Source organism: Rhizobium sp. BR 250 (genome assembly GCF_047445855.1).
Lineage (GTDB): Bacteria > Pseudomonadota > Alphaproteobacteria > Rhizobiales > Rhizobiaceae > Agrobacterium > Agrobacterium tumefaciens_I.
This window is the reverse complement of sequence record NZ_JARWKW010000002.1, coordinates 158236-176277: the sequence shown is the minus strand read 5'-3', so window position 1 is coordinate 176277 and position 18042 is coordinate 158236. Positions and strand designations below refer to the sequence as shown.

The 18042-nt window shown below is 60.0% G+C and carries 17 protein-coding genes and 2 tRNA genes; 8 read left to right on the top strand and 11 right to left on the bottom strand.

Annotation, left to right across the window (positions count from 1 at the left end; all coding sequences use genetic code 11):
* Positions 1–119: 119 nt before the first annotated feature.
* Positions 120–1484, bottom strand: a complete 1365-nt coding sequence (locus tag QD336_RS03895) for a dicarboxylate/amino acid:cation symporter (protein ID WP_499169459.1) — start codon at positions 1482–1484, stop codon at positions 120–122.
* A gap of 419 nt (positions 1485–1903) precedes the next feature.
* Here QD336_RS03895 and QD336_RS03890 point away from each other — a divergent pair, with 419 nt between their 5' ends.
* Positions 1904–2824: a DUF1499 domain-containing protein gene (locus QD336_RS03890; RefSeq protein WP_499169457.1), complete on the top strand. Its 921-nt coding sequence runs from the start codon at positions 1904–1906 to the stop codon at positions 2822–2824.
* A gap of 273 nt (positions 2825–3097) precedes the next feature.
* On the opposite strand, the gene QD336_RS03885 is transcribed toward QD336_RS03890, so the two are convergent.
* A complete protein-coding gene (locus tag QD336_RS03885) occupies positions 3098–4006 on the bottom strand; it encodes an MBL fold metallo-hydrolase (protein WP_499169683.1) in 909 nt (302 codons plus the stop codon).
* A 203-nt stretch (positions 4007–4209) separates the two neighbouring features.
* Between QD336_RS03885 and QD336_RS03880 the strand changes: the two genes are divergently transcribed.
* A tRNA-Gln gene (locus QD336_RS03880) sits at positions 4210–4284 on the top strand.
* A gap of 12 nt (positions 4285–4296) precedes the next feature.
* On the opposite strand, the gene QD336_RS03875 is transcribed toward QD336_RS03880, so the two are convergent.
* The 4 genes from QD336_RS03875 to QD336_RS03860 all read right to left on the bottom strand — a co-directional run bounded on the left by QD336_RS03875 (position 4297) and on the right by QD336_RS03860 (position 7661).
* Positions 4297–4608 (bottom strand): type II toxin-antitoxin system RelE/ParE family toxin, encoded by a 312-nt coding sequence (locus QD336_RS03875; protein ID WP_499169456.1) that lies wholly within the window; start codon positions 4606–4608, stop codon positions 4297–4299.
* Complete coding sequence (locus tag QD336_RS03870) at positions 4598–4879, bottom strand: type II toxin-antitoxin system ParD family antitoxin (RefSeq protein WP_499169454.1); 282 nt, start codon at positions 4877–4879, stop codon at positions 4598–4600. The genes QD336_RS03875 and QD336_RS03870 overlap by 11 nt, the downstream gene beginning before the upstream one ends.
* Before the next feature lie 253 nt (positions 4880–5132).
* Positions 5133–6848 carry a malate dehydrogenase (quinone) gene (gene mqo, locus QD336_RS03865; RefSeq protein WP_269342352.1) on the bottom strand — a complete coding sequence of 572 codons (1716 nt, stop codon included), beginning with the start codon at positions 6846–6848 and terminating at the stop codon, positions 5133–5135.
* A 390-nt stretch (positions 6849–7238) separates the two neighbouring features.
* Entirely contained in the window at positions 7239–7661 is a 423-nt protein-coding gene (locus tag QD336_RS03860; protein ID WP_269342354.1) for a hypothetical protein, read from the bottom strand.
* A 264-nt stretch (positions 7662–7925) separates the two neighbouring features.
* Between QD336_RS03860 and QD336_RS03855 the strand changes: the two genes are divergently transcribed.
* A tRNA-Pro gene (locus QD336_RS03855) sits at positions 7926–8002 on the top strand.
* A gap of 730 nt (positions 8003–8732) precedes the next feature.
* On the opposite strand, the gene cysN is transcribed toward QD336_RS03855, so the two are convergent.
* Genes cysN through QD336_RS03840 form a run of 3 tightly spaced genes read right to left on the bottom strand, consistent with a single transcriptional unit; the run spans position 8733 to position 11978 of the window.
* Positions 8733–10217, bottom strand: coding sequence for a sulfate adenylyltransferase subunit CysN (gene cysN, locus QD336_RS03850; protein WP_499169453.1), 1485 nt, complete (start codon positions 10215–10217; stop codon positions 8733–8735).
* The gene (gene cysD / locus QD336_RS03845; protein WP_499169452.1) at positions 10217–11170 is read right to left on the bottom strand and encodes a sulfate adenylyltransferase subunit CysD; all 954 of its coding nucleotides are present in this window, start codon (positions 11168–11170) and stop codon (positions 10217–10219) included. The genes cysN and cysD overlap by 1 nt, the downstream gene beginning before the upstream one ends.
* Positions 11171–11195: 25 nt before the next feature.
* On the bottom strand, positions 11196–11978 hold the full coding sequence (locus QD336_RS03840; protein WP_499169450.1) for a phosphoadenylyl-sulfate reductase: 783 nt from the start codon (positions 11976–11978) through the stop codon (positions 11196–11198).
* A gap of 204 nt (positions 11979–12182) precedes the next feature.
* Here QD336_RS03840 and QD336_RS03835 point away from each other — a divergent pair, with 204 nt between their 5' ends.
* From QD336_RS03835 to QD336_RS03815, 5 genes are all read left to right on the top strand, one after another.
* On the top strand, positions 12183–12623 hold the full coding sequence (locus QD336_RS03835; protein ID WP_153513330.1) for an RrF2 family transcriptional regulator: 441 nt from the start codon (positions 12183–12185) through the stop codon (positions 12621–12623).
* Between the two features lie 245 nt (positions 12624–12868).
* Positions 12869–13894, top strand: a complete 1026-nt coding sequence (locus tag QD336_RS03830) for a sulfate ABC transporter substrate-binding protein (RefSeq protein ID WP_499169448.1) — start codon at positions 12869–12871, stop codon at positions 13892–13894.
* A 198-nt stretch (positions 13895–14092) separates the two neighbouring features.
* The gene (gene cysT, locus QD336_RS03825; protein ID WP_269342365.1) at positions 14093–14950 is read left to right on the top strand and encodes a sulfate ABC transporter permease subunit CysT; all 858 of its coding nucleotides are present in this window, start codon (positions 14093–14095) and stop codon (positions 14948–14950) included.
* Positions 14943–15815 carry a sulfate ABC transporter permease subunit CysW gene (gene cysW, locus QD336_RS03820; RefSeq protein ID WP_269342367.1) on the top strand — a complete coding sequence of 291 codons (873 nt, stop codon included), beginning with the start codon at positions 14943–14945 and terminating at the stop codon, positions 15813–15815. Before cysT ends, cysW begins: the two co-directional genes overlap by 8 nt.
* 11 nt (positions 15816–15826) lie before the next feature.
* Positions 15827–16867: a sulfate/molybdate ABC transporter ATP-binding protein gene (locus tag QD336_RS03815; protein WP_499169446.1), complete on the top strand. Its 1041-nt coding sequence runs from the start codon at positions 15827–15829 to the stop codon at positions 16865–16867.
* A 510-nt stretch (positions 16868–17377) separates the two neighbouring features.
* On the opposite strand, the gene QD336_RS03810 is transcribed toward QD336_RS03815, so the two are convergent.
* The gene (locus tag QD336_RS03810; RefSeq protein ID WP_499169444.1) at positions 17378–17743 is read right to left on the bottom strand and encodes an HVO_A0114 family putative DNA-binding protein; all 366 of its coding nucleotides are present in this window, start codon (positions 17741–17743) and stop codon (positions 17378–17380) included.
* The gene (locus tag QD336_RS03805; protein ID WP_499169681.1) at positions 17740–18021 is read right to left on the bottom strand and encodes a toxin-antitoxin system TumE family protein; all 282 of its coding nucleotides are present in this window, start codon (positions 18019–18021) and stop codon (positions 17740–17742) included. The genes QD336_RS03810 and QD336_RS03805 overlap by 4 nt, the downstream gene beginning before the upstream one ends.
* Positions 18022–18042: the final 21 nt, after the last annotated feature.

Here is an 18042-nt window from a genome sequence, read left to right as displayed (position 1 = left end):
TGTACCGCTATGGCTATCGATCAAACCATCTCCGTCAACCCCAAACTCTTGTGGAACAACGGAATTGGTCATCGTGGGGCGCCTCCCTTTCGAATGGAAACACCCCACGATTATTATTGTCAGGCCGTCGCTATTTCCCGGTCATCGAGCGCGTCGATGTCCTTGGCGTTGTTGTAGACGGCTTCATTCAGAATGCCCTCGCGCTTGGCGACGAGGGTGGGCACCAGCGCCTGACCGGCGACGTTGACCGCCGTGCGGCCCATGTCGAGGATCGGATCGATGGCGAGCAGCAGGCCCACACCTTCGAGCGGCAGGCCGAGGGTGGAGAGCGTCAGCGTCAGCATTACCACCGCGCCTGTGAGACCCGCCGTTGCAGCGGAACCGAGCACCGAGACGAAGACGATCAGCACATAGTCCTGAATGCCGAGCGGCACCTGGAAGAACTGCGCGATGAAGATCGCCGAAATCGCCGGATAGATGGCGGCGCAGCCGTCCATCTTGGTGGTGGCGCCGAGCGGCACGGAGAAGGCGGCATATTCGCGCGGCACACCAAGGCTCTTTTCCGTCACGGTTTCGGTGACCGGAAGTGTGCCGATGGAGGAGCGCGAAACGAAGGCGAGCTGAATGGCCGGCCATGCGCCCGCAAAGAACCGCGATGGCTTCAGGCCATGGGCGATCAGCAGCGCCGGATAGACCACGAAGAGCACCAGTGCCAGACCGATGTAAACGGCCGCCGCATACCAGCCGAGCTGCGAGAGCGTCGTCCAGCCATATTGGTCAACCGCGCGGCCGAGCAGGCCGATGGTGCCGATGGGGGTGAGGCGGATGACCCACCACAGGATTTTCCGCACGATGGCAAGCAGCGACTGGTTGAGGGCGAGGAATGGTTCCGCCGCCTTGCCGGCCTTCAGCGCCGCGACACCAAAGGCAATCGACACGACAAGCAGCTGCAACACGTTGAAGTTCAGCGAGGTGCTGGCCGCGCCATTATTGACCTTCGTCGAGGCTTCGAGGCCGAAGACGTTGGCCGGGACGAGACCCTTCAGGAAATCCAGCCAGGAGCCGGTGGAAGAAGGGGCCGCCGCTGCCGTATTGGCAATCGCGGTGTTGACGCCCGGCTGGATCACGAGGCCGAGCACGATGCCGATGACGACGGCAATCAGTGCGGTGATGGCGAACCACAGAAGCGTCTGCCAGACGAGCTTTGCCGCATTGGAGAGGTTCTTGAGATTGGCAATGGAGGCGACGATGGCCGTGAAGATCAGCGGCGGCACCAGCGCGCGCAAAAGCTGCACGAAAATGCTGCCGATGGTCTGCAGCGTCACCGAAAGCCAGTTCTGGCTGCCGGCGGCATCGGGACCGATGTTGCGCGCAAGGAGGCCGAGCAGCAGGCCGATGACCATGGCACTCAGAACCTGAAAGCCGAAATTGCGATAAAAGGGTTTGGGCCCGGAGGGGCCGGCGGACGTCGTTGCCTGTGACATGACATGTCTCTTTATTGTGCAAGAAAACGAGAATGTTGCACTTTTTACACGCATTCTCGAGGGAGGTCGCCGAGGATACGCCGATTTCCTCAGCAATTAAGGGATGGACTTGCGTATTTGTTGCATTGTCGGGGTATTATTCTCTCGGAACGACGATATGCGGAAAAATATTCTGCATTTTAGAAGGACCAGCTTTTCATAACGCACTCACATGTCATTCTCGGGCTTTGTCCCGAGGATCTGCAACGTTTGATCTGGCATGGCGTTGGCGGTTGGGATCAGCCGGAATTTAAGGATCAAACCCCTCCTTTGTTTTCCTCGCCGCAAATCCGGTCTATGACATCATATGCAGGTGATTCCCTGCCAGAATTCGGGTGCAACGCTTTTAAGCCAATGCGATCTAACGGATATCCGCTTTCATGACTGTGCGTTTCGTCCGGCCTTTTTCGGTTGCAGCCTATCTTTCCCGGTATCTGGGTCTTGCGGCGCTTGCGCTTTTTCTCATCGCCGCCGGCATCCACCGTTTCGGGCCGCTGACGACGCCCGATCTTGTCGGGCTGCTCATCATTGCCGCCGGCATTGCTCTTCTGGCCGTGCTTCTGGCGCTGATCGGCCTGGAGCGGCTGTGGACGACGGGTGCGCGCGGCGGGCTTTCGGCGCTGGCCGCGCTGCTTCTCTCGGCCCTGCCGCTCGGTGTCGTCGGTTATGGCGCGTTTCTTTATTGGCAGCAGCCGAAGATCTACGACATTTCCACCGATCTGAGCGATGTGCCGGAATGGCTGGTGACGCCGGCCGCCAACCAGCAATGGCTGGTGCGGCCCGCGACCGTGACCAAAGCCGACCGCGATGCGCAGATGGAGGCCTATGCGAGCCTGGCCGGCCGCCGTTATGAAGGCGCGATCGACCGCATCTATGCCGCCGCCAAAAAAATGGCGACCGCCCAGAATATCCGCATCACCCACACCAAGGGGGTGATCGGCGCGGAAGATGCCCCCTCCATCGGCGTGCCGCCACAGGACAGGACGCAACCCGCGGAGGACGCGCCAGTGGAAGACCTGCCCTCCATCGTGCCCGTGCCCATGGCCCGCCCGGCTGAAGCGCCGCAGCCCACCTTCTTCAATGGCAGCGGCGTGGTGCTGATGCAGGGCGAAACCCGCACCCGCATCTGGGGTCTGCGTTTCGACCTCCTCATCCGCCTGAAGGAAGAGGCGGAAACCACCATCGTCGACGTGCGCGTCGCCTCCCGTTACGGCCCGCATGATCTCAGCATGGGTGCGGCGATTGCGGAGGCCTATCTCGATGCGCTGGATGCGGAAATGCAGGGTCTGAACGATAATTGAGTTCCTGACGCCGAAGGCCTAGCTGGCGCTAAGCTTCGGCAAGGTCAGGGCTCTGCATCGCCGCGAGTTTCTTCTCCCCGCCGGGGAGAAGGTGGCCCGAAGGGTCGGATGAGGGGGCTAGCTCTCCGAATATCTCTATCCTCGCCCCTCATCCCGCTGCCGCGGACTTCTCCCCGGCGGGGAGAAGAAACGAGTGGCACTCGCCCGCGCCATCAATGGGAGAGCGATGGCTGAGGCGATAGCAAGATTTGAAATGCTGCTGTCAAAACCCCGTCAGGCCGGAAAATATTCGCCCAGCAGCGAAGGCGCGCCATCCGTTCGCACTTCGCCTTTTTCGATCAGGTCCTCGATATGCGCGAGCACGGAAAGGGCTGCCGCGCCATGCAGGCGCTTGTCGGTGCTGGCATAGATCACCTTCACCATATCGGCGATCAGCCTGTCACCTTGCCTGATCCGCTTCAGAACGGCCTTTTCCCGCATGCGGCGGTGGGCGCGCAAGCCCCGCATGAAGGCGGCCGGATCAGTGACCGGTCCGCCATGGCCGGGCAGAAACAGCCGGTCGTCGCGGGTCAGCAGCCGCTCCAGCGAGGCCATGTAATCGCTCATCGCTCCATCCGGCGGTGCGACAATGGTGGTGGCCCAGGCCATGACATGATCGGCCGAAAAGACGATGCCGTTGCCCTCAAGTGCAAAGGCGGCGTGATTGGCGGTATGTCCCGGCGTATGCAGCGCGGTCAGCGTCCAGCCATCGCCGGAAAGACTCTGCCCGTCGCCTAGCGCAATGTCGGGTGCGAATGCCGTATCGGAACTTTCGGCAAAGGGATTGGTTTCGCCCACATGCAGCGGCCGGGCGGCGCGATGCGGGCCTTCCGCTACCGTCAGCGCCCCGGTCGCCTGCTTCAGCCGCCGGGCGAGCGGCGAGTGATCACGATGGGTGTGGCTGACGAAGATATGGGTCACCTCGCGGCCATCAAGCGCCGCCATCAAAGCCTGAAAATGCGCCTCATCCTCCGGGCCGGGATCGATGACGGCAACGGAGCGGTCACCGACGATATAAGAGTTGGTGCCGTGGAAGGTGAAGGCGGAAGGGTTGTTGACGGTGATGCGCTGGATGAGCGGGGCGACAGGAACCGCCTCGCCATAGGCCGGCTTGAAGTCGAGATCGAATGCCGGGTCCGCCATCGAGACCTCCTGAATGAATGCCATGCCGCCCGTGCCGGCGGCACCCGCCGCACAATCGCCAAGCCCTATCATGCCGTCTGCGGCGCGGCACCCAAAAAGCTTGGATTTTGTGAAAAAATTGGTCGCCGGGTCATTGCCGCGCCGGGCAGGCTTTGCTAATCAGGCGCGGTTCAGGCAGCGGCGTTTCGCTCTCGCTGCCCTGTTGGGGCGTCGCCAAGCGGTAAGGCACCGGTTTTTGGTACCGGCATTCCCAGGTTCGAATCCTGGCGCCCCAGCCATCACTTCCAAAGTCAAAACAGTGTCCGCAGGTCCCGGCGACCGTCGATCACACGAATGATTTCCACGCAGCATACGTCGTCGCCGTCCGTATCCGGCACGGTTTCGTAGAGAATGACGTAGGGTGCTTCGACGAGCATGCGGGCAGACGGAAAAATTTCCGGATGGCGTTCGCCGAGGTGGGGATGATCGACCAGGCTTTCCGCTTTGGCCCGGAATCGGGCAAAATACCGTTCCGCAGCCAAGGGCTGTGACTTGCCGATATCGACGTAGATTTTCTTCACATCGCTGCGTGCGCGGGGCGTCCAGACAAGTCTAATGGTCACGATTTTTCAACGAAGCCAGTTCCGCCCGCGCTTCATTGAGCGTCTCGTCAAAATCCACTTCGGTTGAATTGCCGCTGGCTTTGCCCTCGGCCCACAACGTGCGCAACTTGGTGATGTCCTCGCGTCGCTGAACCCATTTCGCCGACCAGTCGCGCATCGCCTCACGGATGACTTCGCTGCTGCTGGCATAGGCACCGCTTTCCACGGCGTCACGCAAGATTTCGGCGTGCTGGGGCGTCATGGAAACGCTGATCTTCTCCACATTGGCCATATGTGATCTCCTCGGCATTTGGTGGCAATTATTACTACCAAATGGATTGTGATACTATCATTTTCGGCGTGCGAAGTGGCCATCCGACCCGGACCTGCCCCCCGAGCATCTGCAGCCGATTGATTCTGTGAGATGTGAGCAAATCCTCGGCACAAGGCTGAGGATGACGGTGCGTATCGAGAAGTCGCGTCTAACAAAAACGCCGCGCGTCCAAAGACACGCGGCGTCCAATCTCAAAGATCGTGGCTAGGCCTTAAAGCGCGATATCCGGCACCTTCTTCACCGGCGCACCCGCAGGAGCCGCACCGGCGCCCTTCAGCGCTTCGAGATCGATCTGCGGCGGGGTCGGCAGCTGCAGGTGTTCGGCGGTGTAGGCCCACTCCTCGCGCACCTTTTCCGGGTCGTCATTCAGCTTGGTGCCGTAGCTCGGCACGATCTGGCGCAGCTTTGTCTGCCACTCAGGCGTTGCCACCTTGTCCTTGAAGACTTTTTCCAGAACGCTGAGCATGATCGGGGCTGCGGTGGAGGCGCCCGGCGAAGCGCCGAGCAGGCCGGCGATGCTGCCATCCCCTGCGGCGACGACTTCGGTGCCGAGCCGCAGCACGCCGCCCTTTTCTTCGTCGCGCTTGATGATCTGCACGCGCTGGCCGGCCTGCCACAGGCGCCATTCGCCCTGTTTGGCATTGGGGAAATATTCCTTCAGCGCGGCAAAACGGTCGTCATCCGACATCATCAGCTGGCCGGCGAGATATTCCACCAGCGGATATTCATCGATGCCCACGCGCACCATCGGCCAGGCGTTGCTGGTCGTGACGGAGGAGACGAGATCGAAATAGGAGCCTTCCTTCAGGAACTTGGTGGAGAAGGTGGCGAAAGGTCCGAACAGGATGACACGCTTGCCACCCAGCACGCGGGTATCGAGATGCGGAACCGACATGGGCGGCGAGCCGACCGAGGCCTTGCCATAGGCCTTGGCCAGATGCTGCATCGTCACATCAGGGTTTTCGTTGATGAGGAACGAGCCGCCCACCGGGAAGCCGGCATAATCATCGGCTTCCGGAATGCCGGACATCTGCAGCAGGTGCAGCGCACCGCCGCCGGCGCCGATGAACACGAATTTTGCATCCACCACCTGTTCGGCATCGGTCTTGGTGTTGGTGTAGGTCACGCGCCAGCTGCCGTCGGCGTTGCGCTGGATATCGGACACCTCGCTATTGACCTGCAGGTCGAAATTCTGGTCGCTCTGCAGATGCGATACGAATTGCCGGGTGATCTCGCCGAATTCCATGTCGGTGCCGAGCGGCGACCAGGTTGCGCCGATCTTCTGGGAAGGATCACGGCCTTCCATCATCAGCGGCACCCACTTCTTGATCTGCTCGGGATCGGTGGAGAATTCCATGCCGGCGAAAAGCGGGCTGGCCTTCAGCGCCTGATAACGCTTTTCCAGATAGGCGACGTTCTCGTCACCCCAGACGAAGCTCATATGCGGCGTGTGGTTGATGAAGGAGCGCGGGTTCTTCAAAACGCCGTTGCGCACCTGCCATGCCCAGAACTGCCGGGAAATCTGGAAGGATTCGTTGATGTTGATCGCTTGGCTGATCTTGATGTTGCCGTTTTCGTCCTGCGGCGTGTAGTTGAGCTCGGCAAGGGCGGAATGGCCGGTGCCGGCATTGTTCCAGCCGTTCGAGCTTTCAAGCGCAACGCCATCCAGTCGCTCCAGCATCTGCATGGACCAGGTGGGCTCCAGTTCGCGCAGCCACACACCGAGCGTCGCGCTCATGATGCCGCCGCCGATCAAAAGCACATCGACCTTCTTGGCAGCCGTATTGGCGAGAAGCGGGGAAGAGGGCAGTGCCGCTGCGGCAATTCCGGCGAGCGCGCCGCCCAGAACTTGTCGGCGGTTCAGCGGAAATGCATGGGAGAGATCAGTGAGCTGGGATTTGTCTTGATCGATAGGAGTCACGGCCATACCTGATTCTTGTTTTGTGTTAAAAACATTCCTCCCGATCGCCCCGTTATAGCAAAGCGCAAAGCGGCACAACCCGGACTCATTCACTCCAGTTCAAGCGTTTTTGCAGGGATTTGGCCGGGACATATGGTCGCGCCGGCAAATTTTGCGCATTTGCGGATCGTCATTTTCAGCGCAGTGAAGATTAGGCGATGCTTTCAAACGGTTGAAAGGGTTCTATGAGCCGGATATCGCAAAAAGCCCAACCGACTGCGCCTTGCAGGCCATGACGATTGGCGCGGCGCTACTGCGGGCTGAATTTTTTTCAGAAAAATGACGATAATCCCGAAAAAGTGAAAGGCCCGCCGTTTCGGGCGGGCCTTGTATTGTGTTCGGTCTGAGGCCGAAAGCTCAGTTTGCGGCGAGGAATTCCGCGCAATAGCTCGGGCCGTTGACGCCGGGGCGGTCGGAGACCGTGCGCACGGCAGTGATCTTGTAGTCGCTGGAAACGACGAGCTGCACCGTGCAGGAGAGCGAAGCGGTACGGGCCGGCGAGATCTGGCGACCCTTCTTGCCGTCCTTGCCTTCTTCGAATTTGGCGGGAATGGTGGCCTTCTTGTAGCCGCCGCGCCAGTTGTAGACGGTGGAGCTGCCGCTTTCCGTATCGCTCAGCGGCGGGCCGAATTTTGCGAAGAAAATGCCTGCGGACTGGCCGACCCAGCGGGTTTCAACCGGGCTCTTCTGGGCAAAAGAGGGGGCGGAGCCGCCGGTGGAGGTGGTGCAGGCGGAGAGCGCAATGGCAAACGCTGCGAGCGTTACGCTGCGGAATAGCATGGTGAAATGTCCTTTGTGCCGTGTCCGGCTTCCCGCCGGTCATTCCGTTCCCCTAGCAGATTTGGCGGCGGCGGGCAGGGGAGGTGTGCGGCTTGATGAAAATTTCCTGCCACAATTGCTTTTTTGTAACGTTTTCCGCCCTTCCGCCCCGCTTTGCAGGCGCTTGGCGGGGCTGTTTCACCGGATGGAAAAAACTTGTCATAAAAAATGCAATAAGCCGCTTGTCGAATGCCGGAGGCTGGTCTATAGAAGCGCCGCTGGTCACGGAGTGTAGCGCAGTCTGGTAGCGCACCACGTTCGGGACGTGGGGGTCGGAGGTTCGAATCCTCTCACTCCGACCAGCTTAAAGCCAATGAGAACAGTGGCTTGCAAATGATCCCGAAAATCCCTGAAATCAAAGTCGCGTAGTTAAACCGGACGGTTTGAAACCTCACCGATTGAGGGTATTCGTTGTCCGCGTCTGCAAAATCCGGCTTTACATGCGAACAGGCTCGCTTCGGCGGGCTTTTTATTGCAGTACCCGGCGCCCGAACGAAAGAGGCCCGTCGCTCCGCCAAGCGCCAGGCCTCAATGTCGCGGCCTTGTTTCAGGGGACGCGCGACATCCGACGTCTTAAAAGCGTCAATTCCGATCCACAACCTCAGAAGTTACCCGTCACCGCCCTTAGCCCCGAATTTTCGGGGCGTCGTGATGATCAACTTATCGCGATCAAAAAAGAGGCCCGCTGTTCTTTCGAACAACGAGCCTCTGTTGGATCGCTTGGCGGAGCGACCGCATGCAAATTCGCCTTTTGCGCATGAACGTCAAATGAACAAACGGCTTTCTTGAGGGCCGAGAAACAACCCGTAAAAATCAGGGGCGCATGGATCGGAAAGCTGCCCCAGCCGTTATCTCCCCACAGCAACAATGGAGGATAACATGCTGAAGGGTATCGCATTGTGGGTTATGGGCGTTCCGGTCGTCGTGATCATTCTGCTTTATATGTTCGTGTTTTAAGTCGCGCCTGACGACAGGCGCAAAACAAAAAGGCGACCACATCGTGGTCGCCTTTTGTCGTTTATGCGGGCATTTTCAGTCGAGATCACCGATCAGCCGCGAGGCTGTCGCCGCATCCGTGCGGCGGATGTCGATCTCGTCGCGGTGTTTGGCGAGCAGTTCACCGGCGAGCAGCTTTTCCGCAAGTCCGGCGGGGAGTGAGAGGATGACGCGGTCGCCCTGTTCCTCCGTCGCACCCGTGCTGCGCTTGCCGGCGATCATGCCGCCCGCAACCGTATTGTTGGTGTCGGGGTCGATCAGGATGAAGGAGCCGGTCGCCCGGTTCTGTTCATAGGGATCGAAGATCGCCGTCTCGTCGAAGGAGAGGCGCACCTTGCCGATGGCGTTCATCGGCAGCGAGGTCTCATGCGCCTGCCATTCGCCTTCCTTCAGGTTCAGCTGGCTGACGGGCTGGACGCTGACGCGCTGGCGGCGGCTGCCGCTTTTGAGCCAATAACGTTTGCCGGCCTCGATGCCGCCCGGCTGCAGCGCAACAAGCTGTGCGTCGAAGGCAAGTCCCGTGAGCGGCTGCGCCTCGATGGAGACGATCATGTCGCCGCGCGAGACATCCACCTGACGGTCGAGCACCAGCGTGACGGCATCACCCGCCACGGCGGCGTTGCGCACCAGATCGAAGGTGACGATCTGTTTGACATTGGCGACCATGCCCGAAGGCAGGACCACGACGCTGTCGCCCGGCTTCACCGAGCCGCCGGCAACCGTGCCCTGATAGCCACGGAAGCTTTCACCCGGACGCGACACGCGCTGCACCGGCAGGCGGAAGCCGCCGGATTGCGCGGAGCGCACGGTGGCAAGCTCCAGTGTTTCAACCAGTGTCGGGCCTTCGTACCAGGGCATGGAGGCTTTGCCGGAAAGAACGACGTTTTCGCCCTTCAGCGCCGACATCGGAATGGCGGTGATCTGCTTGATGCCGAGATTGGAGGCAAACTCGCGGAACTCGTGGGCGATCAGTTCGAAACCGGCCTTGTCGTAATGAGTCAGGTCGATCTTGTTCACGGCCAGCACGAACTGCCGGATGCCCATCAGGGCGGCAATGGTGGCGTGGCGGCGTGTCTGTTCGAGAATGCCGGTGCGCGCATCGACGAGCAGCACGGCGAGATCGGCCGTGGAAGCGCCGGTCGCCATGTTGCGGGTATATTGCTCATGGCCGGGTGTGTCGGCCACGATGAAGGCGCGCCGGTCGGTGGCGAAATAACGATAGGCGACATCGATGGTGATGCCCTGTTCGCGCTCGGCCTGAAGACCGTCGAGCAGCAGCGCGAAATCGGGCAGTCCGAGATCGTTCTGCTTGCCGCTGTCGCGGTGCAGCGTGGCGGCCTGGTCTTCCTTGACGGCCTTGGTGTCCCAGAGGAGACGGCCGATCAGGGTCGACTTACCATCGTCCACGCTGCCGCAGGTGATGAGGCGGAGCGGACGCGTGTCGCGCGCCACCTTCGAATGTTCTGCAAAGGGCAGGATGGTGGCGGAAGAGGAGGGGGTGTTGACGGCGGCAGTGCTCATCAGAAATAGCCCTCGCGCTTCTTTTTCTCCATGGAGCCGGACTGGTCGCGGTCAATCGCGCGGCCCTGCCGTTCGGAGACGGTGGCGATTTCCAGTTCGGCGATGACGTCCTGAAGCGTCGCCGCCTCGGAGCGGATCGCGCCGGTCAGCGGGAAGCAGCCGAGCGTGCGGAAGCGGATCGAGCCGTGCTTGATCTCTTCGCCGGGCAACAGTTCCAGCCGCTCGTCTTCGGCCAGGATCATCATGCCGTCGCGTTCCACGTAAGGACGCTCGGCGGCGTAATAGAGCGGCACCAGCGGAATGTTTTCCGCCTCGATGTAACGCCAGATATCCACTTCGGTCCAGTTGGAGAGCGGGAAGGCGCGCACGCTTTCGCCCTTGCGGACCATGCCGTTATAGATGTTCCACAGTTCCGGGCGCTGGTTGCGCGGGTCCCATTTGTGGTCGGGCGTGCGGAAGGAATAGATGCGTTCCTTGGCGCGGCTCGCCTCTTCGTCGCGCCGTGCGCCGCCGAAGGCCGCGTCGAACTGGCCGGCGTCGAGCGCCTGGCGCAGCGCTTCCGTCTTCATGATGTCGGTGTAAAGCGCCGATCCATGGGAGAAGGGGGTGACGTTTTCGCTCTCGCCACGCGGGTTGGTGTAGGAAATCAGATCGAGATCGTATTCCTTGACGATATTGTCGCGGAACTCGATCATTTCCTTGAACTTCCAACCGGTATTGACATGCAGCAGCGGGAAGGGGATGCGGCCGGGGAAAAACGCCTTGCGCGCCAAATGCAGCAGCACGGACGAATCCTTGCCGATGGAATAAAGCATGACGGGCTTGTCGAATTCGGCGGCGACTTCGCGGAAGATGTGAATGGCTTCGTTTTCAAGCGCCTTCAGATGGGGATCGAGAGGCGGCTTGGCTGCGACAGTATTCTTGCTGTCCGTCTCGTGGACTGCGTTGGACATTGTAAACTCCGGGATTACTGAATGATTATCGTTGCGGGATGGCGGAAACGGCGGGTGTCTGCTCCGCACCGGCGACGTGAAGACCGCATTCGCGCTTCTCGTCGTTTTCCCACCACCATCGTCCGGCGCGCTCAGGCTCACCGGGCTTGATGGCGCGCGTACACGGCTCGCAGCCGATGGAGGGGTAACCGCGCGCATGCAACGGATTGACGGGGATGTTCTCCTTGGCGACATGCGCCCGGATGAGGTCGATATCCCAGTCAGCCAAGGGATTGATCTTGATGAGATTGCGATCCGCGTCGAACTCGGCGAATGGCGTCGTCGCGCGATTGCCCGACTGGCCGCGTCTGAGGCCGGTGATCCAGAAGGCTGCACCCTCCAGCGCCTTGCCGAGCGGGATCAGCTTCCTGACATGACAGCAGGCGTGGCGCGCCTCGACGCTTTCGTAAAAGCCGTTGAGACCATACTTCGCGGCATAGGCGTCGATATCGTCCTGTTCGGGCCGGAAGCGGCGGATTTCGATGCCGAAACGTTCTTCGGTTTCATCGATGAGATCGACGGTTTCCTTGAACAGCCGGCCGGTCTCCAGCGTCACGACGTCGATCGGCAGACGATGCGTGCCGATGGCGGCGGTGATGACCTGATCCTCTATGCCGAGGCTGGTGGTGAAGACCGCCCGCCCGCCGAGGCCGGCGATAAACGAAAGCCGACCCGCCAGATCGAGCCCGGCAAGCGTGGCGTCGAGGGAAGCGGCATCGGCAGAGGCATTTGCTGAATTGATCGTCATTGTCACGTCCGGGATTTCCATGGCCGATTATTGTTGAAATCCGGCTATGGGAACAGAAATGACAGTCTTTGTGCGCTGCACTTGAGAGCAAAAATGCCTCATGCGCGCGTGGTATGAGCAAAAGATGCCCGTTCACCTTCTTTGCAGCTTGGATTTGAATTGTGACAACTTCTGCGCTAAGCCGGAATTGCCGGGTTTCCGGGCTTGTGGTCTACTGGTTTTACGATGATTTCGCAGAAGGCAAAATATGCGCTGAGGGCGCTTCTTTCGCTGGCAAAGGCCGACGGCGGCTGTCCTGTGCAAATTTCCGACATTGCCCGTGAACAGGCCATTCCGAAAAAGTTTCTGGAGCAGATCCTTCTTGAAATGAAGAAGGAACGGATCGTCGAAAGCCGGCGCGGCAAGCAGGGCGGCTACCTTCTGGCGCGCCCGGCCGCGGACATCACCTTCGGCGAGGTGCTGCGCCTTATCGACGGACCGCTCGCCCCCTTGCCCTGCCTGTCACAGACCGCCTATCGCCGCTGCGAGGATTGTGACGGCGAGAAGCAGTGCGAGATCCGCCACGTCTTCGCCCGCGTGGCCGATGCCACCCGCAACATCCTGTTCAACACCACCATCGCCGATGCCGTGGCCGGTGTCGAAGTGCCCGAGCTTTTGACGGCCTAACGAAAAAATCGTCTAAAACCCCATAATATTTTTCGCCATCGCGGCAAAAAACCGTCAAAAATGTGAAATGCTTTTGCATTCAGAAAAGTTTTACACGACGCTTGTTGCGCCTTTCGCTTATGCTGCGCTGTATTTGTTGCCTGGGAAAACGCTCTCGGGAAACACTTTTTCGATCGTATTCGGCCTCATTGACCAACTCTACTCAACCGGTAGAGTTAAGCCATCGCAATCAGGAGGGAATACCGATGTCCAAGCTTCTGTCCGGTTTGAGCGTTATTGCTCTTAGCCTTTCACTGGCTTTTGGCGGCGCTGGCTCGGCCGCCGCGCAGACCAAGCTGCTTAATGTGTCCTATGATCCGACCCGTGAGCTCTACAAGGATTTCAACGAGGCCTTCGCCAAGAAGTGGAAGGCTGACACCGGTGAAGACATCACCATCCAGCAGTCGCATGGCGGCTCCGGCAAGCAGGCACGCTCGGTCATTGACGGTCTGGAAGCCGATGTTGTGACGCTCGCTTTGCAGAGCGACATCGACGCCATCGTCCAGAATTCCGGCAAGATCAACAAGGATTGGCGCACCCGCCTGCCGCATAATTCCTCGCCCTACACCTCCACCATCGTTTTCCTGGTGCGCAAGGGCAACCCGAAGGGCATCCACAATTGGGGCGATCTGGTGAAGGGCGACGTGCAGATCGTGACGCCGAACCCGAAGACATCCGGCGGTGCCCGCTGGAACTATCTTGCTGCCTGGGCCTGGGCCAATGAAGAATTCAAGGGCGATCAGGCCAAGATCAAGGCCTATGTCGGTGAACTCTACAAGCGCGCCCCGGTTCTCGATACCGGCGCCCGTGGCTCCACGGTCACCTTCGCACAGCGCCAGATCGGTGATGTGCTGCTCGCCTGGGAAAACGAGGCCTATCTGGCCGGCCAGGAATTCGGCGCGGATGCCTTTGACATTGTCGTGCCGCCGATCTCGATCCTTGCCGAACCGCCGGTCGCCGTGGTTGACGCAAACGTCGACGCCAAGGGCACCCGCAAGGCGGCGGAAGCCTATCTGCAATATCTCTATTCCGACGAAGGACAGAACATTGCGGCCAAGCACTTCTACCGTCCGTCCAATCCCGCCGTTGTCTCCAAGGACCTGCTGAAGCAGCTGCCGGACATCAAGCTCGTCACCATCGATGACCCGATCTTCGGCGGTTGGGCCAAGGCGCAGCCGGAACATTTTGGTGACGGCGGCGTCTTCGACCAGATTTACAAGCCCGCAAAGTAAGCGGATGATGGGGTGAAACGCGATCACCCCGTCCACAGGGACAAGACAAAAGAACCTGTTCGACCGGACAACCGTGCCGGTCGAACTTTTATAAGAAAAACGCCGGGGAACACCGGCTCCCAGAGGGCATTTCCAGGAAAAGCGAACTCCGGTTTCCTGGCCTGGAAATGTACAAAACAAAGATTATCCGGAGCCTTGATGAGCAATAATACATCCGGAAACAGGTGGAAATGGCGGCAGTCGAGCGTCATACCCGGCTTCGGCCTGACGTTTGGTTACACAGTGACCTATCTGTTTCTCATCATTCTTATTCCGCTCGGCGGCCTTGTCTGGTCCACGGCGAAACTGGGTTTTGCAGATTTCATTGCGATTGCCACCGATAGCCGCACGCTGAACGCGCTGCGGGTCAGTTTCGGAACGGCCTTCCTTGCCGCGCTGGTCAATGCGGTTTTCGGCGTCATCGTTGCCTGGGTGCTGACGCGCTACCGGTTTCCCGGTCGCCGTTTCGTTGATGCCATCGTTGACCTGCCCTTCGCCCTGCCGACGGCGGTGGCCGGTATCGCGCTCACCACGCTTTATGCCAATCGCGGCTGGGTCGGTTCGCTGTTCGAACCCCTGGGTATCAAGATCGCCTTTACCCCGACCGGCATCGTCATCGCGCTGATCTTCATCGGCCTGCCTTTCGTGGTCCGCACCGTGCAGCCGGTCATGGAAGAGATCGACCGGCAGGTGGAGGAGGTGGCGGCGACGCTTGGCGCCAACCGGTTCCAGACCATCACCCGCGTTCTGCTGCCGAGCCTCACACCCGCGATCCTCACGGGTTTTGCGCTCGCCTTCGCCCGCGGTGTCGGGGAATATGGCTCGGTCATCTTCATCGCCGGCAATATTCCTTACGTCTCGGAAATCGCGCCGCTCCTCATCGTCATCCGGCTGGAGGAATTCAATTATGCGGCGGCGACCGGCATTGCGACCATCATGCTGATCATCTCGTTTGCCATGCTGTTCCTCATCAATCTCATTCAGGCCTGGAGCCGCAAGAGGTACGGTTATGTCTGAGACCGCTTCCCGCACCACGCCCCGGCCGTTCCGCGATCCCGCCAGCGAGAGCTTTCCCGCCCGGCTGGCGCTGATCGCCATCGCCTTCCTGTTCCTTGCGGCCTTTCTGGTCCTGCCGTTGATCTCCGTCTTCTTCGAGGCTTTCCGCAAGGGTGCGGAAAGCTTCTGGGAGGCGATCGTCGAGCCGGATGCGCTCTCCGCCATCCGCCTGACGCTGCTCGTCGCCGCCATTTCGGTGCCGCTCAACCTCATCTTCGGGGTTGCCGCCGCCTGGGCGATCGCGAAATTCGAGTTCAAGGGCAAGGCTTTCCTGATCACGCTGATCGACCTGCCGTTCTCGATCTCGCCGGTCATTTCGGGTCTCGTTTATGTCATCCTGTTTTCCGCCCACAGCGTGCTCGGGCCATGGCTGAAGAGCTACGGCATCGAAATCCTCTTCGCGGTGCCCGGCATCGTGCTGGCCACCATCTTCGTCACCTTTCCCTTCGTCGCGCGTGAACTGATCCCGCTGATGCAGGAGCAGGGCAATGGTGATGAGGAAGCGGCGATCTCGCTCGGCGCGACCGGCTGGCAGACTTTCTGGTATGTCACGCTGCCCAATATCAAATGGGGCCTGCTTTACGGGGTGCTGCTCTGCAACGCCCGCGCCATGGGCGAGTTCGGTGCCGTCTCGGTGGTCTCCGGCCATATTCGCGGCGAGACCAACACCATGCCGCTGCATGTCGAGATACTCTATAATGAGTACAATATCGGCGCCTCCTTCGCCGTGGCGACGCTGCTTGCCGGTCTCGCGCTCGTGACGCTCGTTCTCAAAACCATTCTCGAAATACGCTTTGGCGCGGGCAACGCAGCCGGCAAGCATTGAAAGGCATCTTCATGGAAGTGAAAGTTTCCGGCATCACCAAGCAGTTCGATCGCTTTCCGGCGCTGAACGACGTGTCGCTCGACATTCGTTCCGGCGAGCTGATCGCGCTGCTCGGTCCTTCCGGTTCCGGTAAGACGACGCTGCTGCGTCTGATCGCCGGTCTCGAGCAGCCGACGCAGGGCCAGATTTTCTTCGGCGACGAGGATGCCTCGCACCGCACGGTGCAGGAGCGCAATGTCGGTTTCGTGTTCCAGCATTACGCTTTGTTCCGTCATATGACGGTGGCCGACAATATCGCCTTCGGGCTGAAGGTGCGCCCTTCCGCCAAACGTCCGCCGAAGGCGGAAATCCGCAAGCGGGTGTCCGAGCTTCTCGACATGGTGCATCTCTCGGGCCTTGAGAAGCGCTATCCTTCGCAGCTTTCCGGCGGCCAGCGCCAGCGCGTGGCGCTCGCCCGCGCCGTCGCCATCGAACCGAAGGTCCTGCTGCTCGATGAGCCCTTCGGCGCGCTCGATGCCAAGGTTCGCAAGGAGTTGCGCCGCTGGCTGCGCGAATTTCACGACCGCACCGGCCACACCACCGTCTTTGTCACCCACGATCAGGAAGAGGCGCTGGAACTGGCGGACCGCGTCGTCGTCATGAGCCAGGGCAAGATCGAGCAGGTGGGCACGGCGGACGACGTTTATGACACCCCCAACTCTCCCTTCGTTTTCTCCTTCATCGGTGAATCCTCCAGCCTGCCGGTAACGATCCGCGACGGTCATGTGCTGTTTCAGGGCGAAAGCATCGGCATCGATGAAAGCGGCACGGGCGAGGGCGAACTTTTCTTCCGTCCGGAAGATGTGGTGCTGACGGAGGCGAAGGACGCGCTATACGGCAAGGTCACCACCTGTCGCCGCCTCGCGGGCACCCGCATTGCCGAAATCGACATCGCCAATAACGGCCATGACCCCTATCACCTCGAAATCGAAGTGCCGCTCAACGCCGCTGTAGCAGTGGGCGCGGAGCTGCGGTTCCGCCCGACGCGGTGGAAGGTGTTCGGGAAGAAGTAGGCAGAGGCGGCGCGATTGGCGGCCTTGGTTCTGCAGTCGCCCTCAGCTCTCCGTCATATCGGCCTCGAGCCGGCATCCAGTCAGCCCAGGTCCCTGGGCTGAAAAGACCTTCTTCGCCGCGCAGACGCGCGTCGGCTGGATGCCGGGTCAAGCCCGGCATGACGGGAGAAAGCTTTCCGGGCAATGCAGAACACCTAACCTGCCGCAGGAGCATCCCGGCGCGTGATCGTCAAAGACAGATAACCCCGAAAACGGAAAAGGGCCGCCGAAGCGACCCTTCCATGAGTTTGGTTCTGTATACAAACCCGGGACTGTTTCTCAACGTTCCGAAGGTAAAGCTGTTTACGCCGAGGGCTGCCCCGTCGAAAACACACCCTTTCCATTGCCTGCACCAGAGACCGAAATCTCATTAGACATTGGATCACCTCCTTCCGATACGTTGAACATAACTAGAAGGTAGTACGATTCGTCATTAATGCAAGAGGGTTACTTTTAACAGGCGTCCGGCATCTATGCCGCATCTGCGGCATTCACGTCGAATTCGAAGTGAATGCTGTCATAGGGAAATTCGATACCAGCCTCGTTCCGGTCGATAACGCCCGCATGGAGGAGCGTCGTCACATCGCGGTGAACGGCCTGCACATCCCGCCCGATCCGGCGGGCAACTTCACGGATCGAAAGCGGCCCCTGTCCCGCAAGAGCCTTGACGATGGCAAGGCGCAATGGTGCGAGAATGCGGTGCAGGTCCTCATAACTTGAAAATTCGATGGATGGTTTCGCCTCGACCGGTTTTCCGGACATTGCCAGATTACCTGCGGCAACAAAGCGGCTCTTGATATCCTTGACCGTGCTGAGACGTACCGTGAGCGTCGTCATGACAAAACCCTTTCCATATCCGCCTGAAATGCATCGAAGAGCGCTTCGAGCGTGGTGAATGCGATGGCATCTTCACGCCCGTCCATATGGCGATGATCGCCCTTGCCGCGTTCATTGTCATAAGGCAGAACGCATTCCCCTTTTATCACCAGCGCCAGCCGATATTTGAAGAGATGGGCGCTACCGGGAACGGGCTCGAGAAGATGCCACAGGACAACCTCGAAAAAGGCCGTCTCGTCGATCACTTTGCGCGTCTTTTCGAGCAGAACGGCCTTCATGTTGTTATTCATGACAACGCT